Raw genomic sequence first — 25,442 nt, forward strand, 5'->3', positions numbered from 1 at the left:
TTCATTACTTTTTTATTATTCCTTTAATCGTTCTTTTTAAAGGCTCTGGTAAAGACGCCGCAAGTTTATGTATTTGAGCAGCTGATTCAGTTTTTACGCTATTTGTAGCCACTCCCATTTGTTTTATGTCGATGTCTTTATCAGTGAATACTTCAAAGACAATTGGCTTTTTAGAATTCTTCGCTATAAATTTTTTCAGGTTCTCCTCAAATTCTTTCGCATTTCTAGCGGACAAATATTCAAATCCCCTGGATTTAACCCAACCTTCAGCGGATGCCTCATGACTAGCAGCAATATGGACATCTATTGTTTTAAAATCCTGCACCTGCTTGTAAAACGAAGAATGGAACAGCGCTCCACCTGAATTATTACAAAGCATAATCCTCGTATTACCAGTACAATAGCGATTCCATAGAGCATCCATATCATAGAAAAAGCTTAAATCGCCAATCATTAAGAATGAAAGATTCTTAGAGACATATGATTGGGCGATATACGTTGACATAGAGCCATCAATTCCGCACGTTCCACGATTGCAATACACATCAACACTCTCATGAATAGGAAACATATTCGCAATACGAACATTGTTACTATTTGAAATATGAAGTAGACTCTCATGAGGTATTTCCTCTAACAGTCTTTTAACCGCATAAACAGAAGAATATGCTATGTTTGCGTTTGAAACTGAATTCACAATCTTCTTGTCGTATAAGTTTTTCCATTCATTAAAGTAGCTATTGCTAGGTTTTTCACACAAACTAACTAATCGCTTAAAAAAGTACGGCGGAGTACATTCGACAATTGTATTCATACACATAAAAGGATCCGAAACAACACCATCAGCAGATACATGCCAATGCTGTATCCCTTCCTTACGTTTACGAATGCTCGCTGTGATATTTAGAACTTGACTTCCATTCATTGTAATAACAATATCCGGCTTTATCGAATCCCAATCTGTAGCCGTAAGATTGGAGAAAAAAACAATGTCTTCAATTTTACTCTTAATATGCAAATTTGCTAAATGGTCGCATATCAAGGTAACATTATAGTATTCACAGAATTTCTGGATTATTTCTGTTTCATCATTGCTGATCGGCAAATTTTGCCCATAGAGGATCATTACTTTATTATTCTGTAGCTCTCTTCCGATTTTTCTCCATGCTTCATCATCATCTTCTGCCATATAACGATTGATTTTTGTTACTTCTGGCAAATTTTTTTCTTCAAATTTAAAAGTTCCAAGCTTCACAGGATAATTATCATCAATCTGAAAGTTAATATGAACAGGTCCTTTTTCTCTATGATTCAACTCTAATAAAGCTTCATTGCACAAACGTGAGCAATACCAAGCATCTCGTTCATCTCTAACAATAGGCAGGTTTACCTTTGCACGGCAGACACCCTTATATAATTCCATCTGCGGAATGCACTGATCCTCCTGCTGATTCAAGAAGTAATTATTTCTATCGCTCGTCAATACTACAAGAGGAAGATGCTGATAATATGCCTCTGTAACAGCAGAGACGTAATTGCACGCAGCAGTACCAGATGTACACGCTATAGCTACTGGTTCATTTGTAGTTTGAATGAGTCCAAGGGCAAAAAAACCTGCGCTTCTCTCATCTACGATGGAATAGCATTTGAAATAATCATCATCCTCTGCTGAAAAAACCAAAGGTATGTGACGTGTCCCAGCAGAAAGGACAAGATGTCTGATACCAAACTTCTTTAAAAGTGCCATCATAATCTGAACATTTTTGTGTACCGTATACATTTTTCATTCTCCAAAATCAATTAATATATTTTTAGGCTTACAACCCTTCGACAAATTCTACAATATATTTGCCATAGCCTGTCTCTTATGAAATATGCAGAAAAGTCATAAGCGTCCAAAAGAGAATCATGGTTAACCTATATCAAGCCAAATAAAACCGCTTCCTATAGTTTCTACAGAAAACTCGCCTCTTTTGAAGTCCTCATTATTTATGCTTGTTATTTCAATCAAGTTATATTATTATCGCTTTAACTCTTTCCAATAATAGCTTTCAACCTTTTCAATATCATCTCTAATTGTAAAATTAGGTCTATCTTCCGAAAGTCGCTTATGCGCCAAATCAGTTGTCGAGCCAATAATCTTCGCCGGGTTTCCTCCGACAATAGCCCCCTTGGGGACATCCTTTGTTACTAGAGTTCCACCAGCTACAATAGATCCTTCTCCAATAACAACGCCTGGCATAATCTTAGAAAAGCCTCCAATGATTACATTATCTTCTATAGTAATAGTATCAAAGTGAGGATAAAACTTCCCAAGATCACCATACGAAACATTTAGAATATTATAGAAAACATCGTGTGTAACAAAGACAACAGAAGCGGAAATTAGAACATTATCACCAATGGATACAAGAAATGGATCAGAGGGTAAATCCCCCCAAAAATGAACGTTTTCTCCCATATGATGAAAAATGTTCTTTTTTCGAAGATATTCACCTCGCCACTTCCCCAACTTCTTTCTATAAATAGTTTTAAACAGGAAATTAATTTTATTGTATTCTTTCCTTTTACTAGCAATTGTCATTTTAAATTCGCCTTTCATTTCAATGTATCTCATTCTATTTGAATATTCGCTTATCTGAACCTAATTAAATATGCAATTTTACTTCCCAACATCCTTTCTTTTGCCACGCTTAATCATAAACAAAATGCCCATAATAACATTCAATAATAAAAATCCTACGAATATCATTGTAAGGTCATTACGTATCTGAAGTTTATCGGACTTTGCAGCATCTTCATCCTCTATTACATTAGAACCATTTTCATTTGCTATATACTCATCATAACTAGAAAAATATAATACGTCCGAATCATCATCATAATATGACGTATCTACTGTAAATATAGGGACTATTGAAGCAAATACATTGTTACTAAATTGAGCAATTCCTCCCGAAATATCTTGAGTAATAAACAAAGCTGCATCTTCGCTATCCGCAAATACATTGTTAGTAATATAATAACGGTCATTGCTGTTTACACCTACAAAACGTAATGCGTTAGCTCCTCCCTTTTCCCCTATAACTCCTGACTTATCCCATCTATAACCATTTGTTATATCCATTATATCTGTTACGTTATTTCCATCTACAAAACACTCCGCAGAAAAAGATTGTTGGTAATTATAAAACTCCATCCCCCAATAGCATTTTGATATGACATTATTACTAATTACGATATTGGTACTATTTCCGCTTGCCCCACTTGCCTTAGAATTTTGAGCTGTTATTCCTGTATCATAAATATTATTAACAGTATTATTAGAAATAGTTATATCATGACAATTATCGCTCCATACTTGAATCGCATTACCATATTTTGTATTTGTTAATAATTCAGAACCACCAATATCATGCACAAAACAGCCATTTATAATTATATTGCTACAATTACTTCCAATATTCACTCCATGCCTACCAAAGCTACATATTTCTATATTTTGTATTGAGACATTACTAGCACCTACAAGTTTTATTCCATTTTGTCCAACTGAATATTGAACAGTAGTTCCTTCAATATTGTCATTACTTTTTCTATATAGAGTTTGAGACTCCTTATCAAAATAGTAATCTCCACTATTTAATAAATAATCCTGCTTAGAAACGCGAGACCAATTATGCCTTCCGTTTTCGACTATTGCACCTATCTCAGCATCATCTAAAACAATTGAATATACATCGTCATAAGCATGAACAAAAGTATTGTTTAAGGTTCTTAATCCACTAATAACAGCTTTTTCCGAACCACCATATGTTGAAATCATCAGATTGCTACTTGTAATATTAATCTCATTGAGAAGAAATATATCTCCACTTTTTAATAAAAGTGACGCTCCAGGTATATTAAAATATGGCGTCGGATCCTTCAATGGGCTATCTGGAGATAATCCAGTATTAGTATCAGCTCCATCATTTGAAAAGAAATATTCTATGCTTGGTTCAAATGCTGTTGCCAATGATGTCTTTGGCATAAAATATGTTGCTAAAAAAATACTTATTATAATAAATAAAGCCTCTATTTTAGCAATTTTAATAATGGTGTTTTTACTCCAAACAGTATGCTTTACTCTTGTCCATTTTTTCATATCCGATTCTCTCCACTAAATTGGTGAATGAAATATCTTTATGGATAAATGTAATTCTTTATTGCTTTATCAGATAATCTTTAATATCGCTCTCAACTCTCTTTAATTTTTCACCAACTTTACCCATAGATACTTCTCTTGCCTTTACAAGACTAGCAAATTGGCAAATATAATCTTTAGTTATATCGACTGCCGTTTTAGTATTTTCATTAATAGCTGAAACAACATATGGATAATCAAGGTTTCCAAAAAGTCCTTCAAACTTTTTACTGTAAGAAAGCGGAATGCATGGCACACCAGAAGATAAGGCGCCGATAGTTGCATGCATACGAGCACCTAAAAATAAATCCATATTTGAAATATAGCTTTTTGCTTCTATTGGCGTATTAAAAGATGGAGCCATTACAGTTTTAGGAATCATGCTATGCAATTCCATGCAAGCTTTAACATCATTTTCGCCTGCATCAAAGTTTTCATTATCGATAACATGCGGAATAATGTGAACATCATAGTTCTTCTCGTTTATACAGTAATTGATTACCTGGCTACAATACTCTTTATAATCTATACCCAAATGAATTGTATCTGAGTGGCCTCCAAACCATAATAACGAAGACACATTAAAACCTACTCGGAATTTACCATCTTCAAAAGTATAACTACTCTTATTAAAAGGCAGTAAAAATGCCAAATCTGTTGCTTCTACAACCTTATCTCCTATAACAGAATTCACTTCCTTAGCTGATAATGTATCCCTTGAATACGCTTTATCAGACTTTTTTATTAAATTGTACGCCCATCTTTTTAAATAAAATTGATAATATGGCCCATATGTTTGAGGCAGAAGAACAAAAGGAGTTTTAGAATTAATTGCAATCTGCTTTGCCAGATCAGTAATTGCATTCCATTTCTTTCCATAAATATCAGAAAATCCATCTCCAAATGTCACATCAAAAATGCAATCCATCTGATCAAATTCTTTTTTCATTTTTATGCAATATGAAATTTTCTTAAGGTGAAGCCTATGATATGTAAACTTTATTTCTGGATATAATTCCTGAACTTTTCCTAAGCCTTCATATCCATAAATATGAACTTCAAGATTTTCACAATCGCATATATTTTTTAGCATTTCAATAAATGAATATGTCAATGCGACACACCCCATATTAGAGCTTCCTGCACCAAATCCAAGTAACGCAACTTTTACCATTTAATATCTCCTTAAACTAATACTTTGCGCAGATTTTTTTATATGAAATAATTAGTGAAACAAATAACACAAAAAGTCTGGTAATATCTGTTTCTTGAGCTCCAAATAGAGCTATCATATATAGAACAAACATCGTGCCGATAATTCTAAAAAACGATTTCTTCTCACAAGGTAATTTGGTTTTTTTATTCTTTAATAGGAGCCTAATATTACCAATCATCATGCTACAGTAAAAAACAACTCCTACTATGCCTGTTCTATAAAAAATATCTAAATACCCATTCTCAATTGAAGTTTTTGTCTGCCAATCGTTAACTCTATACGAAAAAGATGCAGCAATACCCTTTCCCAAAAACCAATGACCATTCATACTGACTAATACCCAATACAATAGTTCAAATCTTTGACCAACTCCAGCAGAAGAGGTATCCGACCTATTCCCTTCTTCTATTAATCGAATTGAGTTAACTATATCATCAATAAACTGAACTGGTATACTGAAAGTTTCTTTAACTAATATCATTGTAAATAACACTATTAGTATCGTCAAAAAGCGTTTGGCTTTCCGTTTTTTTGTAGTCTGAAACAGTTCAATGTTCACTAATAAAATCAACATAATAATAGGCGTTCTTGATACAGTTAATAAAACGTTTATCACACTTAGAAAGCCAAACACTTTTAAAATGGTTTTATTTTTTTTACTGATATTTGATCCTAACCTATAAATAATTAGCGCAATGACAAAAACCTGATATATTCCATATCCAATAGGTTGACCAAAGGTTGTCATGATCCTTAAAAGGCCATATCTGTAGTTATAAGTAAAAAAAGTATAGCCCGCAGGAGCATATTTCTGAAATATATTGAAATTAAATATTTCTTCTACAATGCCAAAAATATCCAGAATTGATCCACCTAAGATCAAAGCATCAATAACACTATAAAAACGCTTCTCTGAATCAATAGTACATACTACCAGATAAGGGATAATAACAAAGGAAAAAAGCCATGAAATTGCTTTGACAATTCCATCATCAACATAATAATAAAGAGCACAAAATAGCTCATATGTCCAAAAAAACGGTAACGCTTTATATACTTTCTTTGCTGGAAACTTACCTAATATTGTAAATAAGCCTATTACAGAAATTACGGTAAAATTCACTGTATTGATAGGCCCAATCAGATAAATGAATTGCGGCAATATCGGAAAAAGAAAGACAGCAAGAAGCAGTAGCCTATATCTTTTTGTCTTTATTCTGTTTTGGCTTTTTATCATCAAGCTCATATATCTTCTTATCCTTAATAAGTCGGCAACTCATCATTTTCTTCGAGTGCTTTGTGAATTGCTTCCAGATAACCATACTTATATTTCTCGTCTGGCTCTAAATATCCACATTCAGCCCATTCATTCCATGCTGTCACAAATATCATATCGGAGTTGTACACTTCTTTGGCTCTTTTAACAAGTTTTGAAAAATATTTACCAAATTTCTCAGGTGTAGCTCCGTCATATATTTTTGCTTCGCTTCCTCTTCGAGGTGTATTGTCATAACCAACAAATGCACCGGGAACATTCTTTTTACTCTCAGGTTTTCTCTTTAAGATTGCTTCCCAAGCCTTGTCATAACTTATAGGCTTATTTTTATTAAAGAAGTTCTCTCCATAGTGTAAGAGGTCTATTCCAAAATGTTTTCCTGCGAAGTTTGAAACGGATCTGCGAATAGCTTTAAGATATTTGTGCTGATTTGCAAACATATCTCTGTATGCATAAAGCGGCTCAAACTCTATATTCATGTCAAATCGGCTATCATCTTTATCTTTTGCCAGGTCAAAATCGATGTTCTGATATGCAAAGCACAATCCTTCGGAAAATCCATGTTCTTTTGCCAGTTTATTCCAATAATCCAACATAGGATTTAAGCAGTTAACTATTTCCGGTCTATACAGAACAAATAAAGGTTTATTTCCAACTTTGATGTATCTTTCATCCTTGAAGAAAGGTAATAAGTAGTCGAAATGTTCCTTCCATTCTTTTTCTTCTCCATAGCTCTGAGGAATAAGAACTTTCTTTGCATCTCCTACCCAAGCTTTTGTCCATGGTTCATTTGCCCAGCAAACACAGAATGGAAGATCAACATTTTTATTAGCAAGCATCTGCTCCATTGGCTTTTGAAGAAGCATATGTCCGTTAAACCAGTAGTGATAATAGCAAAAACCATATACGCCATATTTTTTTGCTAAATCTGCCTGCCATATTTTTACGTCATCATCAAGAAGATTATAATAATTATTATTTAATGGTACTCTTGGCTGATAGTGTCCTTCGTATAATGGCTTTGATTTCTTTACATTAACCCATTCTGTGAAACCATCTCCCCACCACTCGTCATTTTCCGGGATGTTATGAAACTGTGGGAGATAAAATGCTATTACTTTCATTCTTAACCTTACCTCGTTTTTCTAATGCTTTTTTATATGCATCTTCTAATTTTTTATAGTGATTTTCAGCAGTGTACTCTTGTTCAAATAACTGTAAAGATGCCGCTTTCATAGAATCGTATTCATCAGGTGATGCAGCTTCCATTTTCAGAACACATGCTGCCAGTTCCTCAGCATCTCCCTTTTTAAACAGATATCCATTGTCCTTTACAAGCTCGGGAATCCCTCCTATTGCAGTACCTATAATAGGCCTTCCAAGCTGCAATGCTTCAATAGCGGAATATGGACCATTTTCATACCACTCAGATGTAAGAATAACCGTCTTGCTATTACCTACTAAATCCTGTAGATCTGAACCAGACTTAAATCCAAGAACCTTAACATTTTTCATATTATGCATCTTAATATATTGAACTATCTGAGATTCCATATCTCCAGTTCCCGCAATATAAAGATTTTGGCCGCACTGTCTAAAGGCTTCCAATAATGTCAATAAGCCTTTTTCTCCTGACAGTCTTCCAAAATATAAATAATATTGTTCTGAATCAGAAGTTTTATTAATCTCAGGTTTTTGGGAATCGAGGAAATTAGATATATGAATAACTCTATCTGATGATACTCCAAATTCTTCGAATTTCTTTTTATAAAAATTACTTGGCGTTATTATTACATCAACTGAATCATAACTCTTATGGCTCTTATGATAGTAGCCTTCCAGCATTGTAATAATACTCATTGCCAAAGATCCTTTTAAGCATTTATTTAATGCGCAATGATAGTATTTACCGCCTTTGCATTGCTCACAAATCTGCCCATTCTGAAACATTCTATAATTAGGGCATATCATCTTTAATTCATGTGCTGTATATACAGTAGGGATATTATATTTTTTTATTACACTGAGTATTGATGGGGATATCTGATGCTGAAACAGATGCAAATGTATCAGGTCAGGCTTTGTATCAATTACTAACTGCTCAAATTTATTTTTTGCTTCCTTTGAATAGATGATATTTAATCCTGCTTTAGCTTTTTTAACTAATCCCCCCATGTTTTTATAATCTACATTTTCAACAAAGTATTTTTCATATGGTGAAGAATAGTTAGAATCATCCTTCATGGAAAAATCAATAACCTCATGCCCCTTGGCTTCAAGTAACTTCTTTAATGCAAAATAATATGTCTCACTCCCCCCTACTACATGAAAAAATTTATTTACCATTAATATTTTCATAATTAAACCTGTTTCATAAAAGATTTTTACGCCATACTGATCAAGCAGTCCTTACACTACTAACTATCTCTTCGGTTTTCTGAGCGGAATTCAGAAAGAGATTCTCATATCTGTCACTGATGAATTTCCAGCTATAATAATCCTGTATTCTTTTACGAGCTTTATGTGACAGTTCATAGATATCTTTTTCTGAAAGATTATCTGCTTTATTTATGAGGGCTGAAAGGTTACCATCTTCTTTGGTCCAATAAAAAGCTCCATCTTCAGCGCATTCTCTATTAAATCCAACATCAAACAGAAGATTGAGATCTGTTGATCCAAGAGCCTCCAAAAGGCTTGGATTAGTTCCTCCGACAGAGTGACCGTGGAAATAACAATATGCATTTTCTCTAATTTTTTTTAGCAATTCACAATTATATACTGTCCCTACAAACTTGATTCGCGAGTCTTTGGAAAAATGATATTTGTCCTCCAATTCTGATAAGAACTTATTATTAACATTAGTAATAATGGCAAGATTCTTGTCACTACTGCTTTTCATAAACTCGCGAATCATTACGCCATAATTATTCTCAGGGACAAATCTTCCAACTACCAGATAGTATTCTCCAGTCTTAAGTCCTTTATCATCTAGCCAGTTCACAAATACCGGATCATCATCTTTCATCACTGAAGCCTTAGTATCTGATCCATATGCTATATATGTTGTATTAGGCTTATATTGCTTATATTCCGTCTGAATGTAGTTTTCTATATTAATAGAATCGCAGATCAGAAGATCAGCATGTTTTACCATTAGTTTCTCTGAAAGCTTCCAATAACGCTTTACAGGAGCCGACCACTTAGCTCTCTTCCATTCATGACCATCCGGATTAACATACAGCACTCCACCAAGTAATTCAATTTGCTTTTTATAATATCCCACAAATACCCCAATCCTACAAGCCAGGACATAAAAAATTGGATGTAGGATTTGATGCTCTTCGCAGTAATGGATACTATAACTAAGTGCCGCAAGATCATAATAAATCGCAGATGCAGGACCTACATCAGGGCAATGTATCTTGAATACATGTGCATTATGATAAGAAAATTCCTTTACTTCTTCATTCTTATCAGTAACAACATTGCTTATTCCTGATAATTTACTCTCATCCATGCACCCATAGCCATTGGCTTTGCAAGCTATATGATATTTAATACCAGATACATCTTTATGATACTCTGTAAGCTTATCTACAAAAGTCTCATAGCCACCATACTGTCCGATAGACTTCGCACCTATTATAAAAACATGCTGAACGGCTTCACCAGTACTCACGCCAATCCTCCAATCCCTAAAAAAGACAACAAAAAACCAAACCTGTCCGAGAACAGGCTCTATATATTAATATGGGTATGAAAATATTGATCTACTTTTGCCAGACTGGATTCTTTTAGAAATATCTCTTAGAAGATTTAATCCTCATACACCATCACTTGCAAATAAGGTACCCCTACCCTTTTGATCACAGATCATTGGTTCTCGCCATAACCGTAGCTGTAACCATAGCCATATTTTTTACCATATTTATAATAGCCATAGTTCTTGCTCGATCTGTCTACCTTATTTAATACTACCCCCAGTATCCTGGAGTCTGATAACTTGATCTTGTCTCTTACCTTCTGTACTATCTGATAATTGACTCCGGCGGCTTGTATTACTATTATGCTTCCATCCGCACATGCGCTGATAATAGACGCATCTATTACGCTATTAAGAGGAGGTGTATCTATTATGATCATGTCATACTCATTTCTGAGCTTTGCTATCATATCCCTGAACTTATCAGATGCCAGAAGCTCAGATGGACTACTACTCATTGGTCCTGCAGGGATCACATAATATTCTGTCTCACCCTTATCTGATCTGTTCTTGTATACAATATCTTCTAATTTGCACTGACCTGTCAGATAATGGGTCAGGCCTTTCTTGACAACGCCGTCTGTGATCTTTCGTATGATCTCAGATTTTCTAAGGTCGCAGTCTATGAACAGTGTCTTCTTACCAAGCTCAGCAAAGGACCTGACCGTCTCCAATGATATAGTGCTCTTACCTTCACTTGGAACACTACTGGTAAATGCTACCACCTTGATATTGTCACCACTGAAGGTGATAGCAGTCCTTAGATTTTTGATCTCTTCCGCCATTGCAAAGGGCAGTTCCTTCTTTTCTAATTTAAATTCCAACATCCTTATTTCCTCTAACAGCTTATTTTTTTTGCTTTAAACCAGACTTATACTGCCAGATTACAATATGCCTTGCCTATATACCTGCACGAAATCTTTTATACATTTTCAAACCTATTTTATTTCTACTTACTTACTCTTTTTCCTGCCATAGATCAGTCCATATCCTACAAATCCTGCTGCACATGCAAGGAGGATAACAGCGATATATGTCCTCACATCACCTGTCCTGGGCGATACTGCTCTGTCCGCACCAAGGACTGCAGCACTCATTGTATTATTCTCAACTACTATAGCAACAGGCGATAAGCTCTCAAACTTACCAATGATCAGACCATCCCTGACAACTGTAGGTACTACGTGCCAATCATTATTTTCAAAGTGGAGCACATATGCCTTGGTAGATGCAGTCACTCCGGGAAAGCTAAATGAAATAAAGAGAGGATTCTCCTTAGAGACAACTGTTCCTTCATCCGGAGTAATTTCCATACTATCCAGCACTGATACATCTTTGCTTGTCAGTTTTGAATCAGAAAAGTTATTGATTATGTTTGTTACAGCTTCAATATTTCTGATAATATCAAGCGCAGCTTTTACAACTATCTCACCTACTGTAACATTATCCCCAGAGACTGTTCCTCTCTGTGCACCCAGTACCTGAGGGCCTTCCAGGTTATCTATGCTCCTGCCTATGCCTGCTACTTCTGTAGTGGTAGTTACACTGGTAGCATTTACAGGAACTGCCAGGCTCATTACAAGTGCTGCTACTGCTGTCATTACTGATAAGCATTTCTTCATCTTCATGGTTTTTCCTCCCCATGATCACCCTGTTGATTGTTGATACACTGTCCCTTATCACTTATTGTTGCTCGCTTACCTTTATATAGAAGAGCTCTAATATCAGCTCTTTGAGCGCATCTTCATCTACGTAATATTCGTCGTGGAGATCCTCATGTACGTTTTCACCGGGGAGCATCAAGACTTCTTCTGAGTACTCATAGTCTGTGAAATGATCCAGACTGTCAGCATCCACATCCTCATAGAGATTGTCCCCTGCTGTCTCTTCCATAGTCTCTATTACAGCGCTTCCCTGGCCCTTTATAGTCTGGAACATGGCCAGCATAAACTCTGTTTGTCTGGACATTCGGTCAAGATTGGAGCCGCGCACTGTCACATCTCTCCTATGTATGAAGTCCAGTGCTTTCTCGCCGTTCATATGTATCACAGCACCCTCAGTATAGGCAGGATCTATATCTGTGGCATCACTCTCTAGCTTCATGGTCACGCCGCCTATGGAATCCACTATAGGTACTACGCCTTCCATGGTCAGACTCATGACAGAATCTATCCTGGTCCTGCCCAGGAGGTCTGATACCTTCTCTCTGGTCAGATTGGATGCCCTCCTGGCATCCTGTCCGTAGGCATACTGCATAGCTATCTGCCTCTCACCCCTGGTCAGGTAGTTGCCATCATTGTCATAGACATCCACATCCACCATGGTATCTCTGTTGATCTCCAGAGCAGTGATAGTCTTCTTCTCATTATCTATGGCGAAGAGGATGATCACATCACTTCGTCCGCCTTCATCGATGCCCACTCCATCTCTGTCCTGATCACTGCTGTCTATTCCCAGGAAGAGCACCTTATCTATACGGGTATTGACTTCGTATCTGTCACCTTTATAACTGATACTACCGTCGAAGCTATCTACTATCATATCTGACGTGGGAGCCAGCTCATCTTCTATCACATATACTTCTGGGCTCTCAGGGCCTTGTGCCAGATCAGCGTCTGTCCTTCGTACTATATTGGCAGACTTATTCCCACCTAATAGAAAACCGCACAATCCTGCTACAGCGAAGATGCATATTGCTGTTACTATTAGTAGAAATGATCTGGGCTTATCCATTACTCCTTACGTCCTGTCCATCTATCCTTGTTAATACTGCAATTACCAAATATCTGTTATTTCTAAGCTTCTTATCACAGGTACTAAGCGTCACAATGCAGTCATCCTCTGTCACCTCTATATCATCAGATATTATGCTGTGATCGCTTACGCTATCTGTCTTAAGAGATTCCAGAAAAGCGGTCCTGTCAGACTCTATAGTATCGTCATAATAATAGGGTATACGCTTGTCATCGTACATTACTGCCGCAAAGACTCTGTATTCCAGGCAGTGCTCAGCTGTATAAATATTTATAAGCCTGTGCTCGTTATAAAAATCGTTATTTTTATAACAATGTAGGCCTGCAAAAACGGACCCGTCATTCATATTGTGTCCGTAGATAACAGTATTAAATTCTAAAAAGGAGCTTGAATCGCAAATTTCTATATATGGACATCCACTGACAGAAGCCGTTCCGTCAGGGCCGTGTTTCAAATAATAGCCATCATCACTAGGATGCTGAGCTATGGGATAATCTATAGACGTGCCGGGTATACTGACCCAGGCAAATATATCGGGATTGGTCTCTCTAAGAGCCTCTATATCTACAGGAGCTTCGTAGGCATTAGAAATATCTGTCTGGCCGTTTCCATCTGATACTCCATTATCGCCTGCAGGATCTTCTAAGCCGGGAGCACTGCTGCTATTGTCATAAGCTTCATCACTATCTCCTGATAAAGCCATGTCACCATCAGCTATCTCTACCCCCTCATCGCGGGCCAGCTCTCTCATGGCTTCCAGCTCATGCCTGTATCTCAGGCTGTCAGCTGCCATGTAGGACAGCGCGCCTATCACCAGAGCCAGTAATGATACTATCAGGATATATGACCATTTCTTATGCGCTTGCATTCCTCTTTGCTCTACTCTTTCTCACCTTAACAGTATCGTACTTCTCTTCCACGCTCTTCTCATACGGAATAGAAGCCAGAGTACTCAGTCCCAGATACTTTCTGACATCATCTTCATTTCTGATAGACATGTCACTAAAGTAGCTGATCAGGATGATAGCCATAGCTGCCATGGCTCCCAGGATGCCGCCCATCATAGTATTCTTACTCTTACTGGGGCTAAATGGCTTAAGCGCCGGTACTGCATCCTCAACAGAGGAAGGCTTGGTAGTATCTATTACCTCAGCAACTCTGGCCGCCAGATTATTTGCCAGGCTGTTGGCAATGTCACATGCCAGCTGAGGATCAGTGTTGGTAACTGTGATCTTGATAATACGAGAATCCTTGGGATTGGTCACTTCTACAGCTGATAGCAGAGTCTCATAATCGGTATCCAGAGCCAGCTCCTCGATTACCCTTTCAAGGACAGGTCTGCTGGTACCCAGTATCTCAAAATCCACTGTAAGCTGTGATCCCAATTGAAGATCTATAGCAGAAGTTACGGTTGTAGTCTTAGAGAAAATATAGATCATTGAAGACGACTTATAAACCGGCTGCATTAGAAAAACTGTAAAAGCCAGTGCAGCACTCGCGCCTACAACGCACGCCAAAATGATTGCAACGATGTGCTTTCTTAAGACGAAGAAGAGCTCACGAAGGTCTATTTCGTCCTCTTCCTCCAGGATTGCATTAAGTTCTCCCGTTTCCATCACCCTTAACTCCCTCAAACACCCCAAAAATTTTATCTATACATATAATATACGAAAACTATTTTTATGCAAGAGGTTTCTGTAAAATTATTTTATTAATTTTATTAAGTCAATTTTTTGCAATTCGATAATATATGTTACCGAAAGTATATCTTCAATATAATAGGCAAAAAACTAAAAGCATGTTGAATCTAAAATATTGTAATATTTTGCTGTGTATAATATGTATATTTATAAAATATATACTACTCGTTTTCGTATATTGCGTTTTCTATCATTCTTATTTCCAATAAAAAACTTGTTTGTACAAGTTGTACAAACAAGTTTTTTTCATGGGCTTATATCATATTTTTCCTGTATCAATTGCGCTAATGGTCATGCCCTTTGTTCCACTGCCAGATCCACATGCTGTATGGTGCCTACTCCTATTCCGCTCTCTCTCAGGAAGATACCTGACGACCTGATAGCGCCGCCTATGGTATCTGCCATGCCATTATCATCATAGAGATCAAAGCTAGTCTTTGCTTCGCCCAGATATATGGCTCCCACATCAGCATCCTTTAGTGACAGCAGCTTGTCATCGCCATTTTCACCCTTTATCCAGACCTTTAAGAGCTGCCAGCTGTTCTCATCATTCTCATCTATCCAGCCGTTGCCATCTTCGTCAAGTTTCTCAAGTTCCCCAAAGCCGTCTCCTGTAGTAGCGCCAAAGAGCTCGCTCCCATCACCTATCATGCCGTCGCCGTTGATATCTGCTGCCAGAAAGCCTGAGCCCGCTCCCGGAATACGTACCTGTTCTTTTACCCCGTCTGCATCCAGATCAAAGAGGAAGGACTGATCGGATATGCTGGTCAGTTCATTTCCCACATTGATGATAAGAGGATCCATGAGCATGGCAGGAAGTGCTCCCGTATTAACCTTGCTATAACTGATAAACTCTCTGCTCATCCCAAAGCTGATATTAAAATCCATGACTCTGCCATCCTCTGTGACCGCCCTTCCAAAGCCCTGAAACTGTGTGGACATTGCTTCATAATTCTGCATTGTAATAGCAGAACTACCATGCGACATTCCAAAGCCGGAGAGCCCTTTCACAGATCCTGCACTCACTAGTCCTGTCTGTCCTGCAGCTTTAAAGTCTCCTCCTGTCAGGGACCTCATCCTATCTGCTGCTCTTTCTGCAAATACCCCATTTCCATCACCAAACCTGGCCATCATCTCCAGTATCATCTGCAGGAGCCTCATTTGTATGCTCTCTATGGGACTAAGCTCCTCCTCCCTGACTACTGCCGCTGTCTGACTTACGTATGCCTCTGACTTTTCCGAGGTATACATGGATGAATAGAGGCCGCTCATGTCCATGGATAAGAGCTCGCCTGCGCCATTCCCCTTCACATACCTGTCCCGCCTTTCGCTGACACTTTTTTCCTCCGCTTCCATTTTGCTGCCCATCAAGAATCCAAAACTGCCAAAGCTATTTTTACCAGAGCTCTTATAGCTGTTTTCCGATCTTAAGGTTACGTCACTTGCTGCAATTCTCATAGCTGATACCTCCTTGAAGACATTGCATATACTTCTTTCCCCGCAAAAAGCGCACAAAAATAACGCCTCCCACGGTTGCACTCTCGTGCATTAACTGTAACTCTTCCGTGAAACGCGCCGTCCATAGCAAATGATAAATCCTTTTTCCTTTGCTAAATCATATATCGGAGATATCACATTTTAACTTTACATTTATCTTTTCTAGCTTTTGTATGATAATAGCTATAAAAACTTCCTAATAAGTGATTCTTATCATCATCAATGATATACTGTTATGGCAGGTTCTTGTAAATAAGCCTATCTGGTGTTGCCAGCATATAGACAAGTGCCATCATCCGGCTTGTTTGCAAAAGTGGTAGCTGTAACTATATTTCACTCACACAGGACATATGATCATGGCCAATATACTAATACTCGCAAATGATTCCTCAGGATTCTACCTATTCAGAAAAGAGCTCCTGATAGAGCTCATCCGCTTGGGCCACAGTGTCCGGATCAGTATTCCTGACGACAGATATGCCGGGGAGCTCTCAGACCTTGGCACTGATATTATCAAAACCGACATTGACAGGCGCGGTATTAATCCAGTCAAAGATATAAAGCTTATCAGTTCATACCTAAAGCTCTTAAAAAGCCTCCGTCCGGATCTGGTCCTGACCTATACCATCAAACCCAATGTCTACGGAGCCATAGCTTCCTCCATCAGAGGCATTCCTTACATGTCTACCATAACCGGCCTTGGTACAGCCTTTGAACGCCGGGGCATAGTCCGGAACGTTGCTGTCAGCCTTTACAAAATAGCCTGCAGAAAGGCTTCCTGCGTATTTTTTCAAAACAGCAGCAACATGGAGATCTTTAACCAAGCCGGCATCAAGGCTCCAAAGACCGTCCTTGTAAGCGGCTCCGGAGTAAATACTGATTTCTTTAGCCCGGATGCAGACTATGCAAATGATACAGATCATTCTAAGCTCAATAATATCGCTGACAAGTATGATTCCGGCTCAGGCCATGAAGAAAACGCTGACAGCACCTGCTCTGCGACCTCTTTTGTATATGTTGGAAGGCTGATGCGCGAAAAGGGTATGGATGAGTTCCTGGAAGCTGCAGGAAGGATGAAGGACAAATATGGCGACAAGGTATCCTTCCTGGCTGTAGGTTATGATGATGATAATTATGCAGAGAAGATCACTTCTAAGCCCGGCCTCATAGAGCACCTGCCTTTTACCAAGAACGTGCGTGCCATCTATGCTGCTGCCGATGCCCTTGTCCAGCCTTCATATCATGAAGGCATGTCCAACACCATCATGGAAGCCGCCTCAATGGCCACTCCTGTCCTCTGCTCAGATATCCCGGGCTGCAGAGAGCTGGTAGATGACAGCGTGACAGGCTTTTACTTTAAGCCAGCCGACAGCGCTTCACTCACAGCTGCCATGGAGCGCTTTATGGAAATGGATGCTGATGCACGCGCCAAGATGGGAACTGCCGCAAGAGCTAAGATGCTCGCCGAATTTGACAGACGAAACGTTGTAAAGAGCTATATTGATGAGATCATGAGCCTACTGTAAACATTTACAGTAGGCTCTATTTACTGTTATTTTGATAATGATCAGCAAGCAACAAATACACATTATTTACTTATCAGCAAACTTATGGTATTGTATCTTTCGTAAACTCTTCATGCTCAGAGATCACGGCATTTCGCCAACTGATTCCAACCGGCATTTTGCATTAGAGATACACGTTATTGGATTATTTTATTGCTGCTTTCCAAACAGGTTTTATGGCCTTTTCATGGTCATAGTAATCGTTTTCTGCAGTATATGCTTTTTCTGTACCCTGTGCACGAAGTGTTTTACTAATATTTACTCACGGAGGAGAAATGAAAGAACAAGGACTAAATATCGACGATCATATCTATTCCGATACAGCATATGATGATGCTTTTCGGACTATGGAAGGGAGGTGTGATGATCTTCTGATTCCCTTTGTCAGTCATATGTTCAAGGAGAACTACGGCAGAGATGCCAAAGTCAAGAGACTGCGAAATGAGCAGTTTATAGAACATGAGGACGGGTCAGAGGAGAAAAGGATTACAGATTCCAGTTTTGAGATCATCTGGAAGAACGTGACAAAACGCTATCATTTGGAATGTGAAAGCAAGAAATATGACGGCACTTTGCTGATCAGGTTATTCGAATATGACTCTCAGATAGCCAAGAACACCGCGGAAGGATCCATGTATAAACTCAAGGTCAGCATACCCAATTCCGGGCTTCTGCTGCTAAGAGGCACCGATAATACACCAAAATCAGCCGAGATAGAGATAGCCATGCCAAATGAGAGATCAGCTTCCTACAAAGTGCCCATAATGAAGATGGCTGACTATACTATCGATGATATATTCAACGAACATCTTTACATGCTGATCCCTTTTTATATTTTCAATTATGAGAAGATGCTTCCCGACATAGATTCGGACGAAAACCAGATAGATAAGCTGCTAAGTGAATACAGCGAGATCTTTGACAGGCTCCGATCAGAGCAGGAACGGGGCGTATTGTCAGCCCATTCCTACAGTGCTATCATTAAATTATCACATAGAGTAGCTTATAAACTCACGATGAAACAGGATAAGATTCAGAAGAAAGTGGGTGATTTTATGGGCGGAAAAGTACTGGACCTCCCTGAATTCAGAATATACGACGAAGGCAAAGCCGAGGGATTGGCCGAGGGATTGGCTGAAGGCGAAAAGATGCGAAAGGAAATGGCTAGTACCATCGAAGCACTAACAGCTCGCATCAAAGAGCTTGAACAACAGCAGAAAGATCAAAATCTATCAAATTGAGCTCATATAAAACAATTCAATAATTATCTCTAATGCTTCATGGCCGGGTGAATGATCACCCGGTCATGTTAATTATCTTATCTCATCCCATAATATAGCCCATCCATATTAGCGAAATGAACTGCTCCCATTCCCAGTTCACCCGGCGCCACAAAGTCCTTGCTGAGATTATCACCAATGTATACCAGATCCGGATAATCAATAGCCAGCCTCTCTTTCATGAGGATAAAGGCTTTAGAACAAGGTTTTCTGTATTCTATGCCTCCCAACTCATCCGTCACTATGATCTCGTCAAAATATTCTTCCAGACCAAGCGCCTTGATCTTTGCCCTTTGAGCTATGGGCCTGCCGTCAGTAATGAGGCCCAGTCTGCAGCCGCCCGCCTTGAGCTTTAGGAGCATATCAGCAACTCCGGGATAAAAATCTATGTCAGGCTCCTGATTTCTGTATATTCCCAGACATTTATCCTTAAGCTCATCAGTATAGATACCCTCTGAATGAAGGACGCTGTCTATGGCACTCTCCTTATTCTCAAATGCCCTCCATAGCTTACCATCTGCATCAGACACCTGCGGCAGTGCCGCAGCAATCTTCCTGTAGCCGCTTCTGACATAGGCCTTTTCTCCATAAAGAGTATCATCCAGATCAAAGATCACGCCCTTGTATTTCCTGACTAGCTCGTAGGCATCTGTAATCTTTGATATTGTGATCATTCTCCCTGACTCTCCTGCGCCAGTGATCCTATCATCCATCTTGTCCTTAATCTCTTTCTCCATCCACTACCTCTTAACGTAAGCGCTAGATGCTCCTAACCAAAAGACAGCATAGTCAGAGCTCTCATCATGCTTTATCCTTGAGGATTAATACAAATGCTCTGATCAAAACGGCTGTATATCTCTCCGTCTCTTGCAGCCCCTCTCATAAAGGTCAGTTTTTCGCCCCTGAGCATCCTGATCACAGCTTCAGCGCTATCCGCTCCTGCCTTGATGCTAAGAGGCGCGCCGCCGCCAAACCTGGGATTGATCTCGATATAATAGTTGTCACCGCTGTTATTATCCTTGATCAACTGGACCGTGATCTGTCCTGAAGGAGCAAAATCCGCTGCAAGCGTCAGCATCTCATCTATCATCAGATCATTTTGCTCTATCCTGGTCTGAAGCACTTCTCCCGCCCTTACGGCAAGCCTTTCCCTGGGTGTGATATAGACAGGCTTCCCCTCATAATCACAAAATATATCAATTGTATATTCTCTTCCTTCAATGTAGGGCTGGATAATATAATCCCCAATCTTATCAGCGTATACCCTCAGATCCTCCAGACTGTCAACCTTGTAAGCATTGATGCTGGAAGACCCGTCACAGGGCTTTATAAATACAGGAAAAGAAATCTCACCTGCAGCTAGCATCGCTTCCACTGCAGACACGCTGTTGACAGGCTTTGGCGATTTCAGACCCAGAGAAATAAAATAGTCCGCTGTATAATTCTTGTCCCTGCAGATCTTTACTTTATCGGGAGCAGCTATCAGTACCTTGCAGGCTATATCTTCAAACCTCTCCTTGTTCTGAGACAGTATAAGGAGATCTGTATCAATGGTAGGTATCAGACAGTCCACCTTCTCCCCGCGACAATAATCCAAAAGATGATCTATGTATCCAGGATCCCTTATGGGAAGCGCCTTCAAAGTACGGTCGCAAAAATAAAGAGCCGGCGCATTGGTATTCATGTCAGCTCCTATTATGGTCAAGTCTTCACCCAGCTTGTCTGCAGCATTCCTGAACGCCTGCATCAGCTCCACTCTTCTTCCTACGGAAGTAAATAATATTTTCATAGATTCTCCAGTCTGTCCCGATCAATTGTTCCCATTAAAGGGCTCCATGGTGGCATTGCCCTCCTGAGATATGCCCTCTCTCTTCACCACTGTCCTGACTGTATCCAGGACAATCCTAAGGTCAGTGATAAAGCTTATATGGTCCACATACCATACGTCCAGCTGAAACTTCTCTTTCCAGCTGATGGAATTACGCCCATGCACCTGCGCATAACCTGTAAGTCCCGGTCTGACATCATGACGACGAGCCTGCTCGGCTGAGTATAGAGGCAGATAGGACACCAAGAGCGGCCTGGGGCCAATAAAGCTCATATCCCCCTTTAGTATGTTGATAAACTCCGGAAGCTCATCCATGCTGGTAGATCTGAGCCACTTGCCAAAAGTGCCTAGCCTCTCTTCATCAGGAAGGAGCTCCCCATTCTCATCTCTCTTATCAGACATAGTACGAAATTTGTACATCTTAAATACGCGCCCCTTGTAGCCTGGCCTGTCCTGCTTAAAAAGGACGGGACTACCAAGCTTTACCCTGACCATGATCGCCAGGATCAGATAGAGCCAGCAAAAGAGCACAAGGATCATGAGAGATATTATAATGTCAATAAACCTCTTAACGATTCTTCTATACACAATCAATACCTGTAAAAAACATACCAACCACAACTTCTTTGCCGTCACTGTTCACTCGTTATCAACTCATAGACGGCAACTACATACATCATTATATCGCTTTACTCATTTGTATAGCATAAGCATATCTGAAACATTCAGGAATAATCTGCATAATCTTATTTATAATACGCAAACGACCTTCCGGGCACAACCGGAGCATGTAGCCCCGCTCATTTGTATAATAAAAAGACCTGCCGGGCACGTCTGTTTTATGTAGACTTGCTCATTTGCTTAATCCAAACGACTGCAGGGCCCTTGCGAGCGGCCGGCAGTTAGCGGCCGTCCTTTGGCCGCTTACTACCGCTGCCAGCGAGCAGGAGCGAAAGCGTGCCCAAAGTGTTTGGACTAAGCAAATGAGCGGCAGCACACATACTGTGTGCCCAATGTGTTTATCTCACACGAAGCAGCGGCAGATCATTTCGATGATAGCGTCCTGCTGCTCATGCGTCATCTTGTTGTCTGAGGGCAGACACAGTCCCCTGCGGAAAATGTCAGCGCCTACGTCAAGTGCCCTGCCTTCATCAATGTAGGCATTGGACCTGGCGCGGCCATTGCCTTCAGCTGTGATGAATGGGTGATTTCTGTAGATGGGCTGCATGTGCATGGGCTTCCAAATGGGACGACCCTCGGCATTGAAGTGCGCCAGCACATCCAGTATCTCTGAAGGACAGCTCTTGCCGCTTTCACTAACGTAGAGATAGTCATTTTCTCCCCTTACGGTCTTGCACATGGCATCTTCGTCTATGATCGCGCAGCTCAGCCAGAAGTTTGGCTCGGAATTTGCCTTGTCAAAGGGATTCATGGATAGGGGCATGTCCTTTAAGCCCTCTTTGTATCTGTAGTAGATGTCCTTTTTGGCCTGTATGTGATCTTCCAGGTGGCCTAGCTGGCCTCTGATCATACCTGCGATGATGTTACTCATGCGGTAGTTGTAGCCCAGTTCCTCATGCTGGTACCAGGGAGCATCCTCTCTGCTCTGAGTGGACCACTTGCGCACCTTGTCCGCATCCTCTCTGCTGTCTGTGAGGAACATACCCCCTGAGGAGCCTGTGATGATCTTGTTGCCGTTGAAGGAGATCACGCCATAGTCTCCCAGACTTCCTGTCTGCCTGCCCTTGTAGCTAGCACCAAAGGACTCTGCTGCATCCTCGATGATCAGAGCGTCGTGAGCATTGCAGACCTTCCTGATCTTGTCCATCTTGGCAGGAGTGCCATAGAGATGGGCTATGACCACCAGCCTGACATCAGGATATATCTCAAAGGCTCGTTCCAAAGCCTTAGGGTCCATATTCCAGGTATCTCTCTCGCTATCGATAAAGACTGCTTCTCCGCCTTCATAAGCTACGGGGTTCACAGTAGCATCAAAGGTCATATCTGAGCAAAATACCTTGTGCCCCATAAGGGCGCCTACTCCCGCAGGAGCAGGTCCATAGAGGCGCTCAGCTGCCAGCCTGACGCTAAGATGTAGGGCAGCTGTGCCTGCACTTAGGGCTACTGCATACTCACAGCCGATCTTGGCTGCAGTGATCTTCTCACATTCGTTGATATTGGCACCCACTGTGGAGAGCCAGTTGGTCTCAAAAGCCTCTCTAACATACTTCATCTCATCATCACCATGTACTGTAGGTGATGAGAGCCATATCTTCTGCTCAAAAGGCTTTAGATCTCTAAATGACTTATTGCTATGCATTATTTTTCCTCCGAGATTGCTTGCATCCGGTGACAAATACACCTTCCTATTCTCCGTTGATCTCTTCTGCAACCTTTTGCAGCTCCATCAAATGCTCTGTAGTCTTCTGACAGGCATCATTGATATTGGGATGGTACGTTGTCACTATACTCCTGACTATATCCCTTATGTCAGGGGATTCATTTCTGGCAGCCTCATTAAGTCTCTGCAGATCCACAAAGAATCTGCTCTCATCCACATCAATGGGCTTACCTATATGGATCAGGCTGTTAGCAGTATCCTGCAAGCCCTCCTCGTCCATGAGAATCTCCTCATAGAGCTTCTCACCGGGACGAAGCCCTGTAAATTCTATCCTGATATCCTCGCCCACCTTGTAGCCCGAGAGCTTGATCAGGTTCTCCGCCAGGTCCAGGATCCTCACAGGCTCTCCCATATCCAGAACGAAGATCTCTCCGCCCCTGGCATAGGCACCTGCCTGCAGTACCAGAGATACTGCCTCAGGAATAGTCATAAAGTAGCGAATGATATTAGGGTCTGTAACTGTCACAGGTCCGCCCTGGGCGATCTGCTTTTTAAAGAGAGGTATGACAGAACCGTTAGAGCCCAGTACATTACCGAATCTCACAGCTACAAATTCCGTATCATAGTGTCTGTTAAAAGTCTGAACTATCATCTCACATATACGCTTGCTGGCTCCCATGATATTGGTGGGATTAACGGCCTTGTCGGTAGATATGAGGACAAACTTCTCGGCGCCGTTCATGGCTGCAGCCATAGAAGTCTTAAAGGTACCAAATACATTGTTCTTGATAGCTTCCCCGGGGCTGTCCTCCATAAGAGGCACATGCTTGTGAGCAGCTGCATGATATACGATCTGAGGCCTGTAATGCTCAAATATCCAGTTGATACGTGCAGTATTTCTGACTGATGCTATGAGCACTTCCAGGTCAAGGTCAGGGTACTTGCGTACCAGCTCCTGCTGGATATCATAGGCATTGTTCTCATATATATCTATTATGAGGAGTTTACGCGGGTGATGTGCAGCTATCTGCCTGCAGAGCTCGCTTCCTATGGATCCGCCGCCTCCCGTTACACATACCACCTTGTCTTGTACATATCCAAGGATAGAGTCAATATCTACCACCACGGGATCTCTGCCCAGCAGGTCTTCAATCTCTACATTGTGGAGTCTTGATACATTCACCTCTCCGTTTACCAGCTGATATACACCGGGGAGAGTCTTGAGTTCGCAGTTGGTCTCCTTACATATCTCCAGGATCTTACCTATCTCACGCCTTGGAGCAGAAGGTATAGCCAGGATGATCTGGTCTATCTCATAGAGGTCGGCGCTTTCCTTGATCTTGTCCCTGCCGCCCACTACTCTGATGCCCTGGATGTAGCGTCCCCATTTGGCGGGATTATCATCTATGATGCATCTGATCTTCATGGTGAGATAGAGGCTGCTCTGGATCTCTTTGATGATCACATTTGCAGCTTCACCTGCACCTATGACCATGACATTGGAGGCATTACCACTCTTCTCCTGCCTGTGCTTCTGAGTCCTGAGAAACCTGTAGGAGAACCTGCTGATAAATATCAGAGTTATGAGAAAGAAAGTATACAAAAAGTAATAACTCTGAGGAACCGGCTGGTCTATTACCTTGTAAAACTGCAGTCCAAGGGCATTGCATATACCTGAGATAACACAGGCCACCACAAGATTCTGCAGCTCCGTCTCTCCTGCAAAAGCCCAAAGGGAGCTGTATAGGTGGAAGATTGCAAATATAGTCAGCGTGATAGCGATATTGTATGGAAGGAAGCTGTTTATAGGAGCCATGAATTCCTCCATGACTTCCTCAACATTAAACTCATACCTCATCAGGATAGCCAGGTAGCTGGCTGCTATGACACTGATGATATCGTATATTATGAGAGCTATACGCCTGTAAAAAATGGCGTAGTTAAATCCGCTCTTTTTTCCCTTATCCTTATCTTTACTCATCTCATTCCCCGTGCCAAAAAGGCAGCACTCCTCTTTATTATTTCGGGCCTTGTCC

At 40.4% G+C, this 25,442-nt stretch carries 21 protein-coding genes; 2 read left to right on the forward strand and 19 right to left on the reverse strand.

The window, feature by feature from the left end; all coding sequences use genetic code 11:
* Positions 1 to 4 precede the first annotated feature (4 nt).
* The 14 genes from menD to G636_RS19155 all read right to left on the reverse strand — a co-directional run bounded on the left by menD (position 5) and on the right by G636_RS19155 (position 16,353).
* Positions 5 to 1,780, reverse strand: coding sequence for a 2-succinyl-5-enolpyruvyl-6-hydroxy-3-cyclohexene-1-carboxylic-acid synthase (menD, locus tag G636_RS16665; RefSeq protein WP_051226353.1), 1,776 nt, complete (start codon positions 1,778 to 1,780; stop codon positions 5 to 7).
* A 240-nt stretch (positions 1,781 to 2,020) separates the two neighbouring features.
* Positions 2,021 to 2,602, reverse strand: a complete 582-nt coding sequence (locus G636_RS0100610; RefSeq protein WP_051226354.1) for an acyltransferase — start codon at positions 2,600 to 2,602, stop codon at positions 2,021 to 2,023.
* Between the two features lie 60 nt (positions 2,603 to 2,662).
* Positions 2,663 to 4,147: a right-handed parallel beta-helix repeat-containing protein gene (locus G636_RS0100615; RefSeq protein WP_026506432.1), complete on the reverse strand. Its 1,485-nt coding sequence runs from the start codon at positions 4,145 to 4,147 to the stop codon at positions 2,663 to 2,665.
* 58 nt (positions 4,148 to 4,205) lie between these two features.
* Positions 4,206 to 5,360, reverse strand: coding sequence for a polysaccharide pyruvyl transferase family protein (locus tag G636_RS0100620; protein WP_026506433.1), 1,155 nt, complete (start codon positions 5,358 to 5,360; stop codon positions 4,206 to 4,208).
* A gap of 16 nt (positions 5,361 to 5,376) precedes the next feature.
* Positions 5,377 to 6,525, reverse strand: coding sequence for an O-antigen ligase family protein (locus tag G636_RS0100625; protein ID WP_196802992.1), 1,149 nt, complete (start codon positions 6,523 to 6,525; stop codon positions 5,377 to 5,379).
* Between the two features lie 137 nt (positions 6,526 to 6,662).
* On the reverse strand, positions 6,663 to 7,802 hold the full coding sequence (locus G636_RS0100630) for a glycosyltransferase WbsX family protein (protein WP_026506435.1): 1,140 nt from the start codon (positions 7,800 to 7,802) through the stop codon (positions 6,663 to 6,665).
* Positions 7,765 to 9,036: a glycosyltransferase gene (locus tag G636_RS16670; protein WP_081668199.1), complete on the reverse strand. Its 1,272-nt coding sequence runs from the start codon at positions 9,034 to 9,036 to the stop codon at positions 7,765 to 7,767. The genes G636_RS0100630 and G636_RS16670 overlap by 38 nt, the downstream gene beginning before the upstream one ends.
* Before the next feature lie 40 nt (positions 9,037 to 9,076).
* Positions 9,077 to 10,357 carry a beta 1-4 rhamnosyltransferase Cps2T gene (gene cps2T / locus G636_RS0100640; RefSeq protein ID WP_035778352.1) on the reverse strand — a complete coding sequence of 427 codons (1,281 nt, stop codon included), beginning with the start codon at positions 10,355 to 10,357 and terminating at the stop codon, positions 9,077 to 9,079.
* Positions 10,358 to 10,551: 194 nt separating this feature from the next.
* A complete protein-coding gene (locus tag G636_RS0100645; protein WP_026506437.1) occupies positions 10,552 to 11,268 on the reverse strand; it encodes a CpsD/CapB family tyrosine-protein kinase in 717 nt (238 codons plus the stop codon).
* 126 nt (positions 11,269 to 11,394) lie between these two features.
* Complete coding sequence (locus G636_RS19150; RefSeq protein ID WP_051226355.1) at positions 11,395 to 12,069, reverse strand: hypothetical protein; 675 nt, start codon at positions 12,067 to 12,069, stop codon at positions 11,395 to 11,397.
* 55 nt (positions 12,070 to 12,124) lie between these two features.
* The gene (locus tag G636_RS16680) at positions 12,125 to 13,174 is read right to left on the reverse strand and encodes an LCP family protein (protein ID WP_051226356.1); all 1,050 of its coding nucleotides are present in this window, start codon (positions 13,172 to 13,174) and stop codon (positions 12,125 to 12,127) included.
* Complete coding sequence (locus G636_RS16685) at positions 13,167 to 14,063, reverse strand: class B sortase (protein ID WP_051226357.1); 897 nt, start codon at positions 14,061 to 14,063, stop codon at positions 13,167 to 13,169. Before G636_RS16685 ends, G636_RS16680 begins: the two co-directional genes overlap by 8 nt.
* A complete protein-coding gene (locus tag G636_RS0100665) occupies positions 14,050 to 14,811 on the reverse strand; it encodes a YveK family protein (protein ID WP_035778354.1) in 762 nt (253 codons plus the stop codon). Before G636_RS0100665 ends, G636_RS16685 begins: the two co-directional genes overlap by 14 nt.
* 375 nt (positions 14,812 to 15,186) lie before the next feature.
* Positions 15,187 to 16,353, reverse strand: coding sequence for a hypothetical protein (locus tag G636_RS19155; protein WP_051226358.1), 1,167 nt, complete (start codon positions 16,351 to 16,353; stop codon positions 15,187 to 15,189).
* Between the two features lie 395 nt (positions 16,354 to 16,748).
* On the opposite strand from G636_RS19155, the gene G636_RS0100675 reads away from it, so the two are divergent.
* A complete protein-coding gene (locus G636_RS0100675) occupies positions 16,749 to 17,918 on the forward strand; it encodes a glycosyltransferase family 4 protein (RefSeq protein ID WP_026506439.1) in 1,170 nt (389 codons plus the stop codon).
* Positions 17,919 to 18,232: 314 nt separating this feature from the next.
* Entirely contained in the window at positions 18,233 to 19,198 is a 966-nt protein-coding gene (locus G636_RS16695; protein WP_051226360.1) for a hypothetical protein, read from the forward strand.
* 77 nt (positions 19,199 to 19,275) lie between these two features.
* Here G636_RS16695 and G636_RS0100685 read toward each other — a convergent pair whose 3' ends face one another.
* The 5 genes from G636_RS0100685 to G636_RS0100705 all read right to left on the reverse strand — a co-directional run bounded on the left by G636_RS0100685 (position 19,276) and on the right by G636_RS0100705 (position 25,387).
* Complete coding sequence (locus G636_RS0100685) at positions 19,276 to 19,974, reverse strand: HAD family hydrolase (protein WP_242826894.1); 699 nt, start codon at positions 19,972 to 19,974, stop codon at positions 19,276 to 19,278.
* Positions 19,975 to 20,045: 71 nt separating this feature from the next.
* The gene (locus G636_RS0100690) at positions 20,046 to 21,026 is read right to left on the reverse strand and encodes an ATP-grasp domain-containing protein (protein ID WP_026506441.1); all 981 of its coding nucleotides are present in this window, start codon (positions 21,024 to 21,026) and stop codon (positions 20,046 to 20,048) included.
* Positions 21,027 to 21,047: 21 nt separating this feature from the next.
* Positions 21,048 to 21,653 carry a sugar transferase gene (locus G636_RS0100695; protein ID WP_026506442.1) on the reverse strand — a complete coding sequence of 202 codons (606 nt, stop codon included), beginning with the start codon at positions 21,651 to 21,653 and terminating at the stop codon, positions 21,048 to 21,050.
* Between the two features lie 436 nt (positions 21,654 to 22,089).
* Positions 22,090 to 23,385 carry a DegT/DnrJ/EryC1/StrS family aminotransferase gene (locus tag G636_RS0100700; RefSeq protein ID WP_051226361.1) on the reverse strand — a complete coding sequence of 432 codons (1,296 nt, stop codon included), beginning with the start codon at positions 23,383 to 23,385 and terminating at the stop codon, positions 22,090 to 22,092.
* A gap of 46 nt (positions 23,386 to 23,431) precedes the next feature.
* On the reverse strand, positions 23,432 to 25,387 hold the full coding sequence (locus G636_RS0100705) for a polysaccharide biosynthesis protein (protein WP_026506444.1): 1,956 nt from the start codon (positions 25,385 to 25,387) through the stop codon (positions 23,432 to 23,434).
* Between the last annotated feature and the right edge of the window lie 55 nt (positions 25,388 to 25,442).

This window comes from Butyrivibrio sp. MC2013, from assembly GCF_000424585.1.
Taxonomy (GTDB): Bacteria; Bacillota; Clostridia; order Lachnospirales; family Lachnospiraceae; genus Butyrivibrio.

Bases quoted from the DNA above. Each gene is read 5' to 3' on its own strand.
- menD (WP_051226353.1), bottom strand. From the start codon at position 1,780: ATGTATACGGTACACAAAAATGTTCAGATTATGATGGCACTTTTAAAG.
- G636_RS0100610 (WP_051226354.1), bottom strand. From the start codon at position 2,602: ATGAAAGGCGAATTTAAAATGACAATTGCTAGTAAAAGGAAAGAATAC.
- G636_RS0100615 (WP_026506432.1), bottom strand. From the start codon at position 4,147: ATGAAAAAATGGACAAGAGTAAAGCATACTGTTTGGAGTAAAAACACC.
- G636_RS0100620 (WP_026506433.1), bottom strand. From the start codon at position 5,360: ATGGTAAAAGTTGCGTTACTTGGATTTGGTGCAGGAAGCTCTAATATG.
- G636_RS0100630 (WP_026506435.1), bottom strand. From the start codon at position 7,802: ATGAAAGTAATAGCATTTTATCTCCCACAGTTTCATAACATCCCGGAA.
- G636_RS16670 (WP_081668199.1), bottom strand. From the start codon at position 9,036: ATGAAAATATTAATGGTAAATAAATTTTTTCATGTAGTAGGGGGGAGT.
- G636_RS0100645 (WP_026506437.1), bottom strand. From the start codon at position 11,268: ATGTTGGAATTTAAATTAGAAAAGAAGGAACTGCCCTTTGCAATGGCG.
- G636_RS19150 (WP_051226355.1), bottom strand. From the start codon at position 12,069: ATGAAGATGAAGAAATGCTTATCAGTAATGACAGCAGTAGCAGCACTT.
- G636_RS16680 (WP_051226356.1), bottom strand. From the start codon at position 13,174: ATGGATAAGCCCAGATCATTTCTACTAATAGTAACAGCAATATGCATC.
- G636_RS16685 (WP_051226357.1), bottom strand. From the start codon at position 14,063: ATGCAAGCGCATAAGAAATGGTCATATATCCTGATAGTATCATTACTG.
- G636_RS0100665 (WP_035778354.1), bottom strand. From the start codon at position 14,811: ATGGAAACGGGAGAACTTAATGCAATCCTGGAGGAAGAGGACGAAATA.
- G636_RS19155 (WP_051226358.1), bottom strand. From the start codon at position 16,353: ATGAGAATTGCAGCAAGTGACGTAACCTTAAGATCGGAAAACAGCTAT.
- G636_RS0100675 (WP_026506439.1), top strand. From the start codon at position 16,749: ATGGCCAATATACTAATACTCGCAAATGATTCCTCAGGATTCTACCTA.
- G636_RS16695 (WP_051226360.1), top strand. From the start codon at position 18,233: ATGAAAGAACAAGGACTAAATATCGACGATCATATCTATTCCGATACA.
- G636_RS0100685 (WP_242826894.1), bottom strand. From the start codon at position 19,974: ATGGAGAAAGAGATTAAGGACAAGATGGATGATAGGATCACTGGCGCA.
- G636_RS0100690 (WP_026506441.1), bottom strand. From the start codon at position 21,026: ATGAAAATATTATTTACTTCCGTAGGAAGAAGAGTGGAGCTGATGCAG.
- G636_RS0100700 (WP_051226361.1), bottom strand. From the start codon at position 23,385: ATGCATAGCAATAAGTCATTTAGAGATCTAAAGCCTTTTGAGCAGAAG.
- G636_RS0100705 (WP_026506444.1), bottom strand. From the start codon at position 25,387: ATGAGTAAAGATAAGGATAAGGGAAAAAAGAGCGGATTTAACTACGCC.